Here is a 16,397-nt window from a genome sequence, read left to right as displayed (position 1 = left end):
AGCGGTCGGGCATTCTCATGCCGGTCCGCTCAGCGCAGGTCGAGGCGCATCAGGATGCGGGGATGGCCGGCCAGGACCGATGTGGTGGGGGCGGCACAGGTGAAGCCGGCTCGTTCGAAGTTCTTCCTCAGTCCGGCGTAGGCCATCGTCAGGTCGACCTTGGCGTCGCCGTTGTCGAGGGGGTACGCCTCGATCGCCGGTGCGCCCCGGGCGCGGGCGAAGGCGACCGCTCCGGCGATGAGCGCGTGCGAGATGCCCTGCTTGCGGTGGCCGGGGCGGACCCGGACGCACCAGAGCGACCAGACGGGCAGGTCGTCGACGTGCGGGATCTTGCGGTTGCGGGCGAAGGCGGTGTCCGAGCGCGGTGCGACGGCGGCCCAGCCGACGGCTTCGTCACCCTCGTAGGCGAGCACGCCCGGGGGAGGGTCCGCACCGCACAGCTCCCCGACGTAGTCACCGCGGGCCGGGCCGCGCAGTTCCTTGTTGAGCTTGGAGGGGATGCGGTAGCTCAGGCACCAGCAGACGTTCGCCCCGGGCGACTTCGGCCCGAGCACGGCACGGACGTCCTCGAAATCCGTGGCCGGGCGGACGTCGATGGTCATGGCACCACGATGGCACGGCCCTGGCGGCTTCGCCGCTACACAGTGGACTGAGCCGCGGAGGCCCGCCCCGACGCCGACGCCGCCCGCAGTATCCGCAGCTGGCCGATCTCGGTCACGTTCTTCATCAGCTCGGCGTTCACCCAGGCCACCATGTGCGCGACGGTGTACTTGGGGTCGCCCTGCGACGGGAACGAAGCCGTGGCGTCCAGGTCGGTGTCGGTGAGGTCGTCCAGGACCGCCAGCCACTGAGTGCGCAGGTCACGCAGCCACTCGACGGTCGGGGCACCCTCACCGGGCCATGCGATGTCCGTGCGGTCGCGGGGCGGCCTGCCCCGCATGTGGTCGAGGGCTACGCTCCACCACCACCCCAGGTGCCAGCTCACCCACGCGATCGTGGGGACGGGCACCGGATCGGGCTCGGTGTCCGCCCAGTCCGGTACCCAGGCGCCGTCGGGCGCCCGGCGCATCGTCCAGCAGAGGGGCGCGGGCTCCCAGAGGAAGTCCTCGGGCTCCAGCCGCTCCAGGTGGTACTCGAACAAGGACCAGGTCAACTCGAACTGCCAGCGCGGCAGTTCCGTACGGGAAACGCTCATCGGGCGACCCTACGCAAGCGCCCGGGTGTCCCGGGCCAGTCCGGGCCAGTCGATGTCCCGCAGCGCCCGCTCCGTGTCGCAGCCCGATGGCAGGTGCGGGGCCGGCTGGAACCAGACGACGGCCAGGCGCGAGCGGTACAGGACCGGGTCGTGGGCCGGATCGAGGGCGGCGGAGTGGAACATGCCGAGGCAGGCCACGGCGGGCAGGACCTCGACGGGGCCGAGGCCGCCCGCGTACTGGTCGGGGCGCTCGCGCGGGGGCGGGACGAGGTGGACGGGCGTGCCGGGGTGGGACCGCTCGGCGGCGCGCAGCAGCTCGCGGATCCGCAGGTCGTTGACGGGCCTGCAGGGATAGCCCTCCAGCAGGTCGCCGTAGGTCGAGAGCAGGTCGCCGTACGTCGACGAGAACCGCAGTTCGGCGAGGTCCACCGAGCGGCCGGAGGCGAGAGTGAGGCGTGCGAGCGCCATGGCCGGCGGTCTGGCGTGCTGGTGCATGGAGGTCTTTCGGTGCTGGCGGACGAGGCGCTGCTCATGGCCGGTGTCCTGTCGGCCGGGTGGCTGACGTGGTTGTCGCCCGGGCTCGGCGAGGTGCTGGTCGTGGCCGGTGTCCTGTCGGCCGGGTGGCTGGCGTGGTCGTCACCCGGGCTCGGCGAGGTGCTGGTCGTGGCCGGTGTCCTGTCGGCCGGGTGGCTGGCGTGGTCGTCGCCCGGGCCCGGCGAGGCGCTGGTCATGGCCGGTGCCCCGTCATCCGGGTGGCTGACGTGGTGGTCGCCCGGGCTCGGCGAGGCGCTGCTCACAGCCGGTGCCCCGTCATCCGGGCCGCCGACGCGATCGTCGCCCGGGCCTCGCGCTCGGACAGGCCGGTGTGGAGAGCCGCTTCGACCAGGGGGTCCACGAGCGCCGGGCCGATGCCGTCCTCGTACGCCCGGCAGGCCGCCCAGAACAGCCGGGTGTTGCGCTGGCCCTCGTGCGCGCCCAGGACGAACTGGACCAGGCCCTGGCCGTGCCCGCCGGCCGACGGGGGCGTGGGGTGGTGGGCTCGCGGCGGCGGAAGCAGCAGCCGCAGCAGGGAGCGCGGGCAGGGGGCGGGCGGCAGGGCCTCGGTCCCGGGGGCCGCGGCGTACACCCCCTGGTCCGTGCGGGAGCCGGGGCCGACGAGGTAGCCGCCGGCGCCCCGGATGTCGATGCCGGGGGCGAGGCGGCCCGCCGAGTTGGGGACCACCACGTCGGGCGGGCCGCTCAGCCAGAGGTGACGCCCGCCGGACGGGGTCAGGACCACCACCGTCGGGGGGATGGTGAACAGATGCCGCAGGGCCAGCTCGCGCAGGGCCGCCGAGGAGTCCGTGCCGGTCTTCACGTCCAGGTCGATGCCGATCAGCTGGTGCGGGGGCAGGCCGCAGGCGATGCCGTAGCCGGTCGCCCAGGGCGCCGCGGCGAACAGTTCGCGGATGCGGGCCGGGTCGCTGGAGGCGTCGTACACGCCGTGTCCGAGACGGCCGCACGCGCCGTGGCAGAGGGAGGGGGCGGGGTCGTCGCGGTGCGGGGAGCGCAGTGCCGGGAGCTTGGTGCGGGACAGGGGGATGACGGCGAGTCCGCGTTCGGCGGCTGACAGGGCGTGTGCGAGGGCCAGCGTCGTGGCCTGCCGGTCGGTGGTGGCCATGCTTCTAGTTTCGTACGTACGTTCGAAAAAGGAAAGAGGGGGCGGGTGCGACGCGCCGGTACGGAGGCCTGTGTGCGAAAAGTGCTGGAACGCTTCGCCCCTTGCGGCACCAGGGTTCGAATCGTCTCTTCCGCCCCGGTCCGGTGCTGAAGTGACGCAAAGGGGTTTATCGACATGTCATCACGCTTGAGTGCGAATAGGGGCTTCCGGTGTGGTTCGCCGGGGATTCGGTGGGCAACTCTGGACTCGCGACGTCGAGCAACGGACCAGGGCGGTCGGCCAACTTCCCTGGAGACAGCAGTACTTCAGCAGTCCTTGGAGGGACAACACCATGGCAAGCATCCGTACCGCCCGCGTCATCGCCGCCGTCTCCGCCCTTCCGCTCGCGGCCGCCCTCTTCAGCGGTGTCGCGACGGCGGACAACGGCTCCTTCGCGGACAACGGATCGATCGCGTCCGTCACGGAGGCCGAGGCGGGTGTCCTCGGCAGCGGCGTCGGCGGTGACAACTACGGCACCTCGTCCACCACCAATCAGCAGGCCGTCGGCGAGGGCGCCTCGAACCAGAGCAACACCGCCCAGGTCAACGGCTCCGCCTTCACGGCCGTCAACCAGGGCAACGACAACACCGCCGTCAGCTTCACCCCGCTGTGGTGGTGAGCTGAGCGGGCCGGTGTACCGGCATCGGCCCGCTTCCGTGTGGGTGTGCTTCGTGGGGTGACAAGCGTCTGAGCGGCGGTACTTCGGTACCGCCGCACAGGCGTTTTCGCGTCCGTGGGGTGCGATGCCTTGACGCCGTCCAGGATCTGACGGACAGTCAGAAATCGTGAACGGTGAGCCGGAGGTCCACGAGGAGTTCGAGGCGCGCCTGAAGGCCTACGAGGGCCGCCCGGCCGCCGCCACCGGGGTCGGCCGGGACCCCGTCAACGAGCCGATGATCAGGCACTGGTGCGAGGCGATGGGCGACACCAGCCCCGCGTACACCGGACCGGACGCCATCGCTCCCCCCACCATGCTCCAGGCGTGGACCATGGCGGGCCTCTCCCACCGCCCGGAACGCACGGCGGCCTACGACGAACTGCTCCGCCTGCTCGACGAGTCGGGCTACGACGCGGTCGTCGCCACCGACTGCGAGCAGGAGTATCTGCGCCCCCTGCGCCCCGGCGACGAGATCACCTTCGACTCGGTGATCGAGTCGGTCTCCGACCTGAAGACCACCAAGCTGGGGGCGGGTCACTTCGTCACCACCCGTACGGACATCCGGGCCGGCGGCGAACTCGCCGGCACCCACCGCTTCCGCATCCTCAAGTACGCCCCCGCACGCCGGTCGCGGCGCCCGAAGGAACCCCGCCCGCGCCCCGTGATCAACCGCGACAACGCCGGCTTCTGGGAGGGCGTGGCCCGCCACGAACTGCTGATCCAGCGCTGCACCGGCTGCGGCGACCTGCGTTTCCCCTGGCTGCCGGGCTGCAACAGCTGCGGCTGCCTTGAGTGGGACACCGTCGAGGCGAGCGGCGAGGGCACGGTCTATTCGTACGTGGTCATGCACCACCCGCCCTTCCCGGCCTTCGAGCCTCCTTACGCGGTCGGGCTGATCGAGCTCGCGGAGGGCGTGCGGATGGTCAGCAACGTGGTGGGAGTGCCGTACGACAAGGTGCGGATCGGCATGCCGGTCCGGCTCGAGTTCCGGCAGTACGACGACGCGCTGGTGCTGCCCGTCTTCCAGGGGGTGACGCGGTGAACGCCGGCGACCGCCTCCCGTCCCTGGAGATCCCGATCACCCGCACCCTGATCGTCGCCGGGGCGATCGCCTCCCGCGACTACCAGGACGTGCACCACGACCCGGACCTGGCCCGGGAGAAGGGCTCCCCCGACATCTTCATGAACATCCTGACGACCAACGGCCTGGTCGGCCGGTACATCACGGACCACTTCGGTCCGGGGGCCGTGCTGCGCAGGGTGGCCATCCGGCTCGGTGCGCCCAACCACCCCGGCGACACGATGGTGCTGACCGGCACGGTCGAGGAGGTCGACGGCGCCATGGTGACGGTCCGGGTCGTCGGCGCGAACGGCATCGGCAAGCACGTCACCGGCACGGTGACGGTCACGGTTCCGGCGGAAGCCGGGACGGCGACGGCTCCCGCCGGACCGTCATGACCGACGACACCGTCTCCGCGACCGCCGTACGCCGCGTCTCCCCGGCCGCCGTACGCCGCAGTACCCCGGCCGCCGCGTGCCGCGTCTCCCCGGCCGCCGTACGCCGCAGTACCCCGGCCGCCGCGTGCCGCGTCTCCCCGGCCGCCGTACGCCGCAGTACCCCGGCCGCCGTGTGTCGCGTTTCCCCGGCAGCCCCGGCAGCCCCGGCAGCCCCGGCAGCCCCGGCAGCCCCGGCAGCCCCGGCAGCCGCGGGCGCTCGCGGGACCCCAGGTGCCTGGCCCGGCGTGAGCCGAGGAGGCCCGGCGATGCCCCCAAGCGGCCCGGCGATGCCCCCAAGAGGCCCGGCGATGCCCCCAAGAGGCCCGGCGATGCCCCCAAGAGGCCCGGCAATGCCCCCAGGAGGCCCGTCATGAGTCCCCGTCGGCACGACACCCTCGGCGGCCGTGCGGCCATCGCCGGCATCGGGGCCACCGAGTTCTCCAAGGACTCGGGCCGCAGCGAGCTGCGCCTGGCCGTCGAGGCGGTGCGGGCGGCGCTGGCGGACGCCGGGCTCGCCCCGGCCGACGTCGACGGGATGGTCACCTTCACCATGGACACCAGCCCCGAGATCACCGTGGCCCAGGCGGCGGGCATCGGCGAGCTCTCCTTCTTCTCCCGTATCCACTACGGCGGCGGCGCGGCCTGTGCCACCGTCCAGCAGGCGGCCCTCGCGATCGCCGCGGGCGTGGCGGACGTGGTCGTCTGCTACCGGGCGTTCAACGAGCGCTCGGGCCGCCGCTTCGGCTCCGGGGTCCGGCAGCGCGAGCCGTCGGCCGAGGGCGCGGCGCTCGGCTGGTCGCTGCCGTTCGGCCTGCTCACCCCGGCCTCCTGGGTGGCGATGGCGGCCCAGCGCTACCTCCACACGTACGGGCTGAAGCCGGAGGTGTTCGGGCACGTGGCCGTGACCGACCGCGCGTACGCGGCGACCAACCCGGCGGCGTACTTCCACGGCCGGCCCATCACCCTGGCCGACCACGCCGCGTCCCGCTGGATCGTCGAGCCGCTGCGGCTGCTGGACTGCTGCCAGGAGACCGACGGCGGACAGGCCCTCGTCATCACCTCCGTGGAGCGGGCCCGCGACCTGCCCCGTCCGCCCGCCGTGATCGCGGCGGCCGCCCAGGGCGCGGGCCGGGCGCAGGAGCAGATGACCAGCTTCTACCGCGACGACCTGACCGGCCTGCCCGAGACGGCGGTGGTGGCCCGGCAACTGTGGCGGACCTCCGGACTCGCACCGGCCGACATCGACGTGGGGATCCTCTACGACCACTTCACGCCGTTCGTGCTGACGCAGCTGGAGGAGTTCGGCTTCTGCGGCCCCGGCGAGGCCCCCGACTTCGTGGCCGAGAGGCGCCTGCCGCTCAACACGCACGGGGGACAGCTGGGGGAGGCGTACCTGCACGGGATGAACGGGATCGCGGAGGCCGTCCGGCAGATCAGGGGCACGGCGGTGAACCCGATCCCCGGAGCGGAACGGGTCCTGGTGACGGCGGGGACGGGCGTGCCCACGTCGGGACTCGTACTCACCGCCGACCCGCAGGGGACAACCCGCAGTACCCCGGTCCCACCGCTCCACCTGTAGGAGGTGCAGCAGGCCCTACCACTACAACCTGAGGGGGACTTCGCTTCGGGACCTGCGGCCGATCCGCTCGACCTGGCCCGCTCATAGCGTTGAGCCATGACCACAATCGTCTGCACCAGCGCGTCGAAGGCCGCTGCACCAGCGGCGCAGACCCTTCCGTATCCATCGTTCTCGTCGTACGTCAGGGCCCGCCAGCCGGTGCTGCTGCGTACCGCCCGCTCGCTCACCGGCAACCCGAGCGACGCGGAGGACCTGTTGCAGACCGCGCTCACCAAGACGTACGTCGCCTGGGAGCGTATCGAGGACCACCGCGCCCTCGACGGCTATGTACGCCGGGCGCTGCTGAACACGCGGACGTCGCAGTGGCGCAAGCGCAAGGTCGACGAGTTCGCCTGCGACGAGATGCCCGAGCCGGAGCCGGTGACCGGCCGCGACGACCCGGCCGAGCAGCAGGCGCTGCGCGACGCGATGTGGCGGGCGATCATGCGGCTGCCCGCCCGGCAGCGGGCGATGGTGGTCCTCAGGTACTACGAGGACCTGAGCGAGGTCCAGACGGCCGAAGTGCTCGGCGTTTCGGTGGGCACGGTGAAGTCGGCCGTCTCGCGTGCGCTGGGAAAGCTCCGCGAGGACGCTGAGCTGGGACTTGTCCGTCACTGAGCCCTGCCTCGCAGGCCGCTCGCACGCCGCCTCGGCCGCGACTGAACCCCTCCGTCCGCTTGGCGTGATGTGATCGATCGCCCGGTCCTAGTGACATACCGCGCGGTATGTGCGCAGAATCAGCGCAACCCTTACCACCGCGTAGGCAATGTCGCCCCGGGAGGACGCCGTGCTGAGCACGATGCAGGACGTACCGCTGCTGATCTCGAGGATCCTGACCCACGGGTCCACGATCCACGGGACATCGCAGGTGACCACCTGGACCGGTGAGGACGAGCCGCACCGCCGCTCCTTCGCGGAGATCGGCGCCCGCTCCGCCCAGCTGGCCCACGCGCTCCGGGAGGACCTCGGCGTCGCCGGCGACGAGCGCGTCGCGACTCTGGCCTGGAACAACGCGGAGCATGTGGAGGCCTACTTCGCGATCCCGTCCATGGGCGCGGTGCTGCACACCCTGAACCTCCGCCTCCCGCCCGAGCAGCTGGCCTGGATCGTCAACCACGCCGCCGACCGCGTGATCATCGCCAACGGTTCGCTGCTCCCCCTGCTCGCCCCGCTGCTCCCGCACCTGAAGACGGTCGAGCACGTGGTCGTCACCGGCCCCGGGGACCGCTCCCTGCTCGCGGACGCCACCGCGCGGGTGCACGAGTACGAGGACCTGATCGCCGGGAAGCCGACGTCGTACGACTGGCCCGAGCTGGACGAACGCCAGGCCGCCGCCATGTGCTACACCTCCGGCACCACCGGCGACCCCAAGGGCGTGGTCTACAGCCACCGCTCCATCTATCTCCACTCCATGCAGGTCAACATGGCCCAGTCGATGGGCCTGACCGACGAGGACACCTCGCTGGTCGTCGTCCCCCAGTTCCATGTGAACGCCTGGGGTCTGCCGCACGCGACCTTCATGACCGGCGTGAACATGCTGATGCCGGACCGCTTCCTCCAGCCGGCCCCGCTCGCCGCGATGATCGAGAGCGAGAAGCCCACCCACGCGGCCGCCGTCCCCACCATCTGGCAGGGCCTGCTCGCCGAGCTGACCGCGAACCCGCGTGACGTCTCCTCCCTCGGCCAGGTCACCATCGGCGGCGCGGCCTGTCCGCCCTCCCTCATGGAGGCCTTCGACAAGCTGGGCATGCGGGTCTGCCACGCCTGGGGCATGACGGAGACGTCCCCGCTCGGCACGATCGCCCGCCCCCCGGCCAGTGTGGTCGGCACGGCGGAGGAGTTCGCCTACCGCCTCACCCAGGGCCGCTTCCCGGCCGGCGTCGAGGGCCGCCTGACCGGCCCCGGCGGCGAACGCCTCCCCTGGGACGGCGAGTCGGCCGGTGAGCTGGAGGTACGCGGCCCCTGGATCGCCGGCGCCTACTACAACGGCCCGGACGCCGACCCGCTCCGCCCCGCCGACAAGTTCAGCGAGGACGGCTGGCTCAAGACGGGCGACGTCGGGACCATCTCCCCCGACGGCTACCTCACCCTCACCGACCGGGCCAAGGACGTCATCAAGTCCGGCGGCGAGTGGATCTCGTCGGTGGATCTGGAGAACGCGCTCATGGCACATCCCGAGGTGTCCGAGGCGGCCGTCGTCGCCGTCCCCGACGAGAAGTGGGGCGAGCGCCCCCTGGCCACGGTCGTCCTCAAGGAGGGCGCCACCGCCACCTTCGAGACCCTGCGCGCCTTCCTCGCCGACGAGGGCCAGATCGCCAAGTGGCAGCTCCCGGAGCGCTGGACGGTCATCGAGGCGGTCCCGAAGACGAGCGTCGGCAAGTTCGACAAGAAGGTGCTGCGCAGGCAGTACGCGGAAGGCGACCTGGACATCACAAGGCTCGGCTGACCCCGCCGAACACCCCGGAGCCCCCTGGCCACCGCCAGGGGGCTCACCCCTGCACGGCGCTCGCTGCGTCCCACTCGTCCTCGAGCACGCCGAAGACCAGCGAGTCCCGCCAGCCGTCGCGGAGGAGCAGGGTGTGCCGCAGCCGCCCCTCCCGCGTCATGCCGAGCTTGGCCAGCACTCGCGCGGAGCCGAGATTCCGCGGGTCGCAGGTGGCATGGACGCGATGGAGCCGCAGCTCGCCGAAGGCGTGCGCGAGCAGCAGCCGCCCGATCTGCGTCCCGATGCCCCGCCCCCAGACGCGCGGATGCACGATGTAGGAGATCTCGCCCTGGCGCCGGGGTGCGCTGCGCACCCGCAGTTCCCCCATCCCCACGACCTCCCGCCCGAGGCGCGCCACATAGGGGAACCGGCGCTGAGGGCTCTCCGACCAGGCGGCGACCGCGCCCGCCACGAACTCCCGCGTCTCGTCCGGCGTGTTCGGCCCCCACGGCTGATAACGGCAGGCCTCGGCCAGACCCGCCCAGGCGTGGACGGCGGCCCAGTCCTCCGAAACGATCCTGCTCAGGGTCACGGTTTCCCGACGCACAAGACGATCATGTCCACTCCGGCGTACGGCTATCCGCGGCCCTTTCGCACGCGCGGAGGTCCATCCGCCCGCCCGGCATCCCGGGTTCTCGCCCGGCGGCATCGCCTCACCGCCGCACCGAGGTCAGCCCCCACCCCAGCACCAGCCACAGCCCCGCCACCGCGCACACCCCGCTCCAGCCGAAGTGGCTGAAGGCGGCCCCGCCGAGAGCCGAGGCGGCGGCGCCGCCCGCGAAGCCGGCGACCACATAGGCGGTGTTGGCGGTGGCCGGGGTGGACGTGGCGGTCAGGGCGAGGGTCTGGTTGGCGACGTGGGAGGCGACCAGCGCCGCGTGGATCGCGATCGCGGCGGCGAACAGCGCTGCCGACGCGTGCCCGCCCAGCCAGAACAGCGGCACGGACACGGCCGCGAGCAGATACGCGGACCGCACGACACGCGCCGCGCCGAACCGGTCCACGAACCCGCCCGCCAGCGGAGCCACCGCACTCGCCGTCAGCCCGAAGAGCCCGAAGAGCCCGGCGGTCGCGGTGGACAGCCCGTACGCGGGCCCGGTCAGCAGCAGGGAGAGCGCGGTCCACAGCGCGCTCCACGCGCCGAACATCCCGGCCTGCCGCAGGCACGCCCGCCACAGATCGGGCGAGTGGCGCAGCACCGAGGGCAGCGCGGCGAGTCCCGCGAACAGCGGGCCTTCCCGCCGCCGCGACGGCAGGACGAGCGAGGTGGCGAGCCCCAGGACGAGGGTGAGCAGGGCCGCGCCCGCGAACACCCAGCGCCAGCCGAAGGCCTGCCCGGCCAGTCCGCCCAGGACCCGGGCCCCGACGATGCCGGTGAACAGGCCCGCGATGACGGCCGCGACATGACGGGCACGCCGGTCGGCGGGGGCGCGTTCGGCGACCAGCGGGACGAGCAGCTGGGGGATGACGGTCGTGGCCGAGGCGACGAACATGGCGACCGCGAGGGCGGTGGCGCCCGGGGCGGCCGCGCTGGCGCCCAGCGCGACGGTGGTGACGAGCGTGAGCCCGGCGACCAGCCGGCGCCGGTTCGCGCTGTCGCCGAGCGGGGCGAAGAACAGCAGGCCGACCGCGTAGCCGAGCTGGGCGACCGAGGCGATCCAGGCGACGGCCGAGGGGGCCGAGCCGAAGTCGTCGGCCATGAGCGAGAGCAGCGGGGCGGCGAGGTAGATGTTGGCGGCGGTGACCGCGCTGCACACGGCGATCAGGGTGAGGAAGAGGCCGGGGGCGGGCGTACGCGCCTGCCGCACGGGGGCTTGGCCGGCCCGGCGGGTGGTCATGGTCGCTGACGGCATGGAAGGGGACTCCTCGGAGTCGGCTTGGAGTCGGGCTTGGAGCCGGGCTTGGAGTCGGCTCTAGCAACTAACTGGTTGGTTGGATAACGGGGCAACAGTGTGAGACGCCCTTCGATTCCCTGTCAACCAAACGGTTGGTTACTCGGCGCGCTACCCTCTCCCCCATGGCACCAAGGGACCCCGAGGCCACCAAGGCCCGGATCTTCGAGGCGGCGGTCGCCGAGTTCGCCCGGCACGGCATCGCCGGCGCCCGCATCGACCGCATCGCCGCCGAGGCGAAGGCCAACAAGCAGCTGATCTACGCCTACTTCGGCAACAAGGCGGAGCTGTTCGCGATCGTCCTGGAGAAGAAGATGCTCCACCTCGCCGAGGACGTCCCCATCGTCCCGGACGACATCGAGAGCTGGGTCGACCGCGTCATGGACTACCACGCCGCCCACCCGGAGCTGCTGCGCCTGCTCTTCTGGGAGGGCCTGGAGTACGGCAGCGCCGAACTGCCCCACGAGGCCGACCGCCAGGAGCACTACGCCCGCAAGGTCGCCGCCCTCCAGGACGGCCAGGACCGGGGCGTCATCACGGACGCCGTCCCGGCGGCCGACCTGCTGTTCCTGTTGACCGCCCTGGCCAACTGGACCGCCGTCGTCCCGCAGATGCGGCGCATCCTCGTCGGCGACGGGGAGGACGCCCGGGACCGCCTGCGCGCGTCGGTCAAGGAGGCGGCGCGCAGGCTGACGGCCCGGTAGGACCGGCTCGCCGGTCCCTGGCTCAGTTGGTCCCGATCCTGCTCAGCAGCTCGACGATCCGGGTCTGCACCTCGCCGCTGGTGGACCGCTCCGCGAGGAACAGCACCGTTTCCCCGGAGGCCAGCCGCGGCAGGTCGGCCTGGTCGACGGCGGCGGTGTAGACGACGAGCGGGGTGCGGTTCAGCTGCCCGTTCGCGCGCAGCCAGTCGATGATCCCGGCGTACCCGGCCTGCCGCCCGTGCACCTGCATCAGGTCCATCACGACCAGGTTCGGCCGGAAGTCGCTCGCCAGCGTCACCGCGTCCGCGTCGCTCGCGGCCCGCGCGACCTGCATCCCGCGCCGCTCCAGCGTCGCCGTCAGCGCCAGCGCGATCTCCGCGTGCTCCTCGATCAGCAGCACCCGTGGCGGGTGCTGCTCACTGTCGCGCGGCGCCAGCGCCTTCAGCAGCACGGCCGGATCGGCACCGTAGGCCGCGTCCCGCGAGGCCTGTCCGAGCCCGGCCGTGACGAGCACGGGCACCTCGGCGGCCACGGCGGCCTGGCGCAGCGACTGCAGCGCCGTACGGGTGATCGGCCCGGTCAGCGGGTCGACGAACAGCGCGGCGGGGAACGCCGCGATCTGCGCGTTGACCTCCTCGCGCGAGTTCACGATCACCGGCCGGTAGCCGCGGTCGCTCAGCGCCTGCTGGGTGCTGACGTCCGGCGCGGGCCACACCAGCAGCCGCCGCGGGTTGTCCAGCGGCTCCGGCGGCAGCTCGTCGTCCATCGGCTGCGGCCGCGGCGGATCGGCCACCTCGACGGCACCCCCGGGCCCGTCCAGCGGCTCGGGCCCCTCGGCGGCGTTCTCGTCGGGGGCGCCTATGGCGTACGACCGCCCACCGCCCTCGGTCAGCTGCGTGAGCCGGGACTGACCGGCGAGGGACGGCTGCGCCGGGACGGGCGCGGGCGCCGAGGCGGGCACCTGGGCGGCGACCGGCGGGGGCGTCGGATCGCTCGTCGGATGCGGGCGCGCGGCCTGCTCCGGACGCGCTGCCTGCTCGGGGCGCTGACCCTGCTCCGGACGGGACGCCGGTTCCGTAGGCGTGGCCTGGTCGGTACGCGTGGCCGGGTCGGGCGGCGTGCCGAGCTTGCGGCGCCGGCCCGATCCGCCCGGCTGGTGCGGAGGAGGTGTCGCCGTCGGCAGGGGGACGGACATGGCCGACGGCTGCTGGACCTGGGCCGCCTGCCGGTTGAACGGCACGCCCTGCCCCAGCGTCCGCACGCTGATCGCCCGCCCCTGCGTCGAGTTCGGATCGACGGGCGCCGAGGCCTCAGCGGGCAACGGCTGGGCCGCCCGCTGCGCCTGCGCCGCGCCCTCCGGCGGCAACGGGGTGCCCGGGGCCGGGGTGTTCGGAGCCGGGGTGTTCGGCTGCGGGGCCTGCGGGGGTGTGCCGTTCGGGGGTACGGCGAATCCGGCCCCCGTGCTGTCGTCGTCGGCGGCGGGCCAGGGCTGAGGTGCGGGGGCGCCGCCCTGAGCCGGGGTCCCCTGGGCGGGAGTGCCCTGAGCCGGGGTGCCTTGGGCCGGTGTTCCCTGACCCGGGGCGGCCTCGGCGGGGAGCGGCTGCCCGGCGGAGGGCTGCTGCGCCGGTGGGGTGACGCCCTGCTGCGGCAGGGGCTGCGCACCCTGGGCCGGAGGCTGCAGCGCCTGCCCCGGGAGGGCCGCCTGCACACTGTGCCCGAGCCCGCCCTGCGCGGGGACGGACACGCCCTGCGGGGCGTTCCCCTGAGGCTGCACGGCGTTGCCCTGCGGCGGCACGGCCGCCCCCGGCGCGACCTGGGCAGCGGCCACCCCGACCTGGACGGGCGCGCCCTGCCCCGGCGGGACCTGACCGGCGGCGTCCTGCTGCGCGGGAACCCCCTGCCCGGGACCCGCAGGCACGGAACCAGGCGGTACGGCAGCAGCCGATACGGCACCCGCCGGCGCGGCACCCGCCGCACCGGGTGCCTGCACCGCGGCCCCCTCGCCCTGCTGCGGCACCACGGCCCGCCGCCGACGGCCCGTCGGCGCACTCGTGGGATGCGGCTGCGGCGGGGTGTGATCGGCGGACTGGTCGTGCGGTACGGCGTCGTGCCGCCCCTCCTCGGCCACCCCGTCACCGGCGGCGGCCGCCGCGGCAACCGCCACGGCCTCCTGTCCCTGGTCGGCCTGTCCGGCCGGAACGCCCTGGTGGGCCGGTTCGTCCGGGGCCGTCTGATCGGCCTCGGCCGGCGGCAGGGCGAACACCGGACGCGGCCCCGCTGCCTGCTGCGCCGCCGCCCGCTCGTTGGCGGCGGCCAGCGCACGCCGCCGACGCCCGGTCGGCTGCTGGGCCTGTCCCTGCGCCGCATCGGCCGAACCGGAGCCCGCGTCACCGGACGGCGCGGGCAGCGCCGGCGGCAGCGCGCGCTGCTCACCGGGTTCACGCCGGGCCCGTCGCCCGGAGGCCTCGGGCACGCCCTGCGGCGGAACGGTCCCGCCCAGCCCCGTACCCACGGCGGCGGTCCCGGCCGCATGCTCGGCGGCCGTGACGACGGCCCCCTCGGCGACACCCTGGACGGCACTCCCGATGGCCTCGGCGGCGACGGCCTCCGCAGCGGCGCCCTCGGCCGGACGCCCGCGCCGCCGCCCGGTACCGCCCGACCCGGCACCCTCACCGGAAGCCCGCGCCGGAAGAGCGGCCGGTTCCCCGGCGGCCCGCCTCCTGCGCCGCCCGGTGGCAGCACCGGAACCACCGGAACCGTCAGCCTCGTCGCCCTCAGCCGGAACATCCCCGTCCAGGAAGGCATCGGTGGAGGACCGCCGTGCCCGGCGCCGCCCCCCGCCGAGGGTCTGCTCACCGGAGTCCCCGGGAACGCCCTCGTCCATCGCCTGGGCGGCGGCATCCGCGGCGACAGCCCCGGCCCCGCCCCCGATCGGCACCTCGAGGACGTACGCGCTCCCGCTCATCCCCGGCACGTCATGCGTCTGCAGCACGCCGCCGTGAGCTCGGACGATCCCCCGCACGATCGGCTCGTGCACGGTGTCGCCACCGGCGTACGGCCCGCGCACCTCGATGCGTACGACCTCGCCGCGCTGCGCCGCCGCCACCACGACGGTGTTGTCCAGATAACCGCCCGCCGACAGGGGCGTGTTGCCGGTCGCGTCGACCCCCGCCACGTCCGCGACCAGATGCGCGAGGGCGGTGGCGAGCAGCCGGGGATCGACCTCGGCCTCGATGGGCGGCGCGTGCACGGCGAACTGCACCCGCCCGGGCCCGATGAGCTCGACGGCCCCGTCGACCCCGGAGGCGACGACGGCGTCGAGCATCACCTTGGTACGGGTGATGTTCTCGCTGCCCGTGTCGAGCCGCTGGTAGCCGAGGACGTTGTCGATGAGCGTCGTGATCCGCGAATAGCCGGCGGACAGGTGGTGCAGCACCTGGTTGGCCTCGGGCCACAGCTGCCCGGCGTCGTCGGCGGCCAGCGCGGCCAGCTCGCGGCGCAGTTCCTCGAGCGGCCCGCGCAGCGACCGTCCCAGCAGGGTCAGCAACTGCTCGTGCCGGGCGGCGAGCGCCTCGTACCGGTCCTTCTCCCGCTCCCCGAGCGCGGCGTACCGATCCTCGTTCGCGCCGAGTTCCTCGGCGTGCCGCTCGGTCAGCTCCTCCAGCTCGGTGACGTGCCGCTGGCGCAGCGCGGTCAGCTCGGAGGCGTGCTCCTCGGCGACCCGCTCCAGCTCTTCCTCGTGGCGCTTGGCCGCCGCTTCCTTCGCCTCGACGACCGCGTCGTACGGCCGCCGGTCGGTGAAGGTCATCACGGCGCCGACGAGCTGGTCGCCGTCCCGCACGGGCGCGGTCGTCAGATCGACCGGCACCTTGCCGCCGTCCTTGGCGTACAGCACCTGCCCGCGCACCCGGTGCTTGCGTCCGGAGCGCAGGGTGTCGGCGAGCGGCGACTCCTCGTACGGGAAGTCCGACCCGTCGGCACGCGAGTGCAGCACGAGTTCGTGCAGTTCACGACCGCCGAGATCGCTGGCCCGGAAACCCAGTATCTGAGCGGCGGCCGGATTGACGAGCACGATCCGCCCGTCGGTGTCGGTCCCGACGACGCCCTCGGAAGCGGCCCGCAGAATCATCTCGGTCTGCCGCTGCGACCGCGCGAGCTCCGCCTCGGTGTCCACGGTCCCGGACAGATCGCGTACGACGAGCATGAGCAGCTCGTCGCCGGTGTAGCCGTAACCGTCGTAGGCCTGCTGCCCGTTCTCCAGATTCGCGCTGGTGACCTCGACGGGGAACTCGGTCCCGTCCGTCCTGCGCGCGATCATCCGGGTCGGCTTGGTCCGGGCATGCGGATCGAGGTGCTCCGGCCGTCGCATGGAGCCGGGGATGAGCTTGGAGTCGAACTGCGGCAGCAGATCGAGCAGCCCGCGCCCCACCAGAGCCGTCCCCGGAGTCTCGAAGGCCTCCAGGGCGATGGTGTTGGCGTTGACGACCGTCCCGTTGGCATTGACCAGCACCAACGCGTCGGGGAGCGCATCCAGTATGGCTGCGAGGCGAGCAGCGCCTCGGGATGGCCTGCTGCTCACGAGACGCTTCCTCCCTGTTACCGCACCTTGCCGACCGCTCGGGCCATCTTGCCAACCGTCCCGCAGCGTG

General features: G+C 73.4%; 14 protein-coding genes. 7 read left to right on the top strand and 7 right to left on the bottom strand.

Translation table 11 applies throughout. The features are described 5' to 3' along the window. Window positions 1-29 precede the first annotated feature (29 nt). The 4 genes from OHU35_RS20705 to OHU35_RS20690 form a co-directional block, all read right to left on the bottom strand. Window positions 30-602, bottom strand: coding sequence for a GNAT family N-acetyltransferase (locus tag OHU35_RS20705; RefSeq protein WP_405506299.1), 573 nt, complete (start codon window positions 600-602; stop codon window positions 30-32). A gap of 35 nt (window positions 603-637) precedes the next feature. Beyond that, window positions 638-1,195, bottom strand: coding sequence for a DinB family protein (locus OHU35_RS20700; RefSeq protein WP_189727263.1), 558 nt, complete (start codon window positions 1,193-1,195; stop codon window positions 638-640). A 9-nt stretch (window positions 1,196-1,204) separates the two neighbouring features. Then, the gene (locus OHU35_RS20695) at window positions 1,205-1,663 is read right to left on the bottom strand and encodes a hypothetical protein (RefSeq protein ID WP_405506296.1); all 459 of its coding nucleotides are present in this window, start codon (window positions 1,661-1,663) and stop codon (window positions 1,205-1,207) included. Window positions 1,664-1,988: 325 nt separating this feature from the next. Next, window positions 1,989-2,855, bottom strand: a complete 867-nt coding sequence (locus OHU35_RS20690; protein ID WP_405506294.1) for a bifunctional DNA primase/polymerase — start codon at window positions 2,853-2,855, stop codon at window positions 1,989-1,991. Between the two features lie 331 nt (window positions 2,856-3,186). Here OHU35_RS20690 and OHU35_RS20685 point away from each other — a divergent pair, with 331 nt between their 5' ends. The 6 genes from OHU35_RS20685 to OHU35_RS20660 all read left to right on the top strand — a co-directional run bounded on the left by OHU35_RS20685 (window position 3,187) and on the right by OHU35_RS20660 (window position 9,113). Next, window positions 3,187-3,513 carry a hypothetical protein gene (locus tag OHU35_RS20685; protein ID WP_189727266.1) on the top strand — a complete coding sequence of 109 codons (327 nt, stop codon included), beginning with the start codon at window positions 3,187-3,189 and terminating at the stop codon, window positions 3,511-3,513. Window positions 3,514-3,679: 166 nt separating this feature from the next. Next, window positions 3,680-4,594 carry a bifunctional MaoC family dehydratase N-terminal/OB-fold nucleic acid binding domain-containing protein gene (locus OHU35_RS20680; protein WP_405506292.1) on the top strand — a complete coding sequence of 305 codons (915 nt, stop codon included), beginning with the start codon at window positions 3,680-3,682 and terminating at the stop codon, window positions 4,592-4,594. Next, window positions 4,591-5,010 carry a MaoC family dehydratase gene (locus OHU35_RS20675; RefSeq protein ID WP_405506290.1) on the top strand — a complete coding sequence of 140 codons (420 nt, stop codon included), beginning with the start codon at window positions 4,591-4,593 and terminating at the stop codon, window positions 5,008-5,010. Before OHU35_RS20680 ends, OHU35_RS20675 begins: the two co-directional genes overlap by 4 nt. Before the next feature lie 409 nt (window positions 5,011-5,419). Then, window positions 5,420-6,628, top strand: coding sequence for a lipid-transfer protein (locus tag OHU35_RS20670; protein ID WP_405506288.1), 1,209 nt, complete (start codon window positions 5,420-5,422; stop codon window positions 6,626-6,628). 96 nt (window positions 6,629-6,724) lie between these two features. Then, on the top strand, window positions 6,725-7,285 hold the full coding sequence (locus OHU35_RS20665) for a SigE family RNA polymerase sigma factor (RefSeq protein WP_189727270.1): 561 nt from the start codon (window positions 6,725-6,727) through the stop codon (window positions 7,283-7,285). Between the two features lie 148 nt (window positions 7,286-7,433). After that, complete coding sequence (locus OHU35_RS20660) at window positions 7,434-9,113, top strand: long-chain fatty acid--CoA ligase (protein ID WP_189727271.1); 1,680 nt, start codon at window positions 7,434-7,436, stop codon at window positions 9,111-9,113. Window positions 9,114-9,156: 43 nt separating this feature from the next. Here the strand turns inward: OHU35_RS20660 and OHU35_RS20655 are convergent, their stop codons facing one another. Together OHU35_RS20655 and OHU35_RS20650 are read right to left on the bottom strand one after the other, a co-directional pair. Next, window positions 9,157-9,699 (bottom strand): GNAT family N-acetyltransferase, encoded by a 543-nt coding sequence (locus OHU35_RS20655; RefSeq protein ID WP_405506285.1) that lies wholly within the window; start codon window positions 9,697-9,699, stop codon window positions 9,157-9,159. Between the two features lie 106 nt (window positions 9,700-9,805). Then, complete coding sequence (locus tag OHU35_RS20650; RefSeq protein WP_405506283.1) at window positions 9,806-11,005, bottom strand: MFS transporter; 1,200 nt, start codon at window positions 11,003-11,005, stop codon at window positions 9,806-9,808. Window positions 11,006-11,169: 164 nt separating this feature from the next. Here OHU35_RS20650 and OHU35_RS20645 point away from each other — a divergent pair, with 164 nt between their 5' ends. Further along, window positions 11,170-11,748 carry a TetR family transcriptional regulator gene (locus OHU35_RS20645; protein WP_189727274.1) on the top strand — a complete coding sequence of 193 codons (579 nt, stop codon included), beginning with the start codon at window positions 11,170-11,172 and terminating at the stop codon, window positions 11,746-11,748. A gap of 22 nt (window positions 11,749-11,770) precedes the next feature. Here the strand turns inward: OHU35_RS20645 and OHU35_RS20640 are convergent, their stop codons facing one another. Beyond that, the gene (locus tag OHU35_RS20640) at window positions 11,771-16,327 is read right to left on the bottom strand and encodes a PAS domain-containing protein (protein WP_405506281.1); all 4,557 of its coding nucleotides are present in this window, start codon (window positions 16,325-16,327) and stop codon (window positions 11,771-11,773) included. Window positions 16,328-16,397 lie beyond the last annotated feature (70 nt).

It is taken from the genome of Streptomyces purpurascens, from assembly GCF_045040895.1.
GTDB classification, from domain to species: Bacteria; Actinomycetota; Actinomycetes; order Streptomycetales; family Streptomycetaceae; genus Streptomyces; species Streptomyces purpurascens.
Note: the sequence above shows the minus strand (reverse complement) of the source record. Positions and strands in the feature narration are given on the sequence as shown.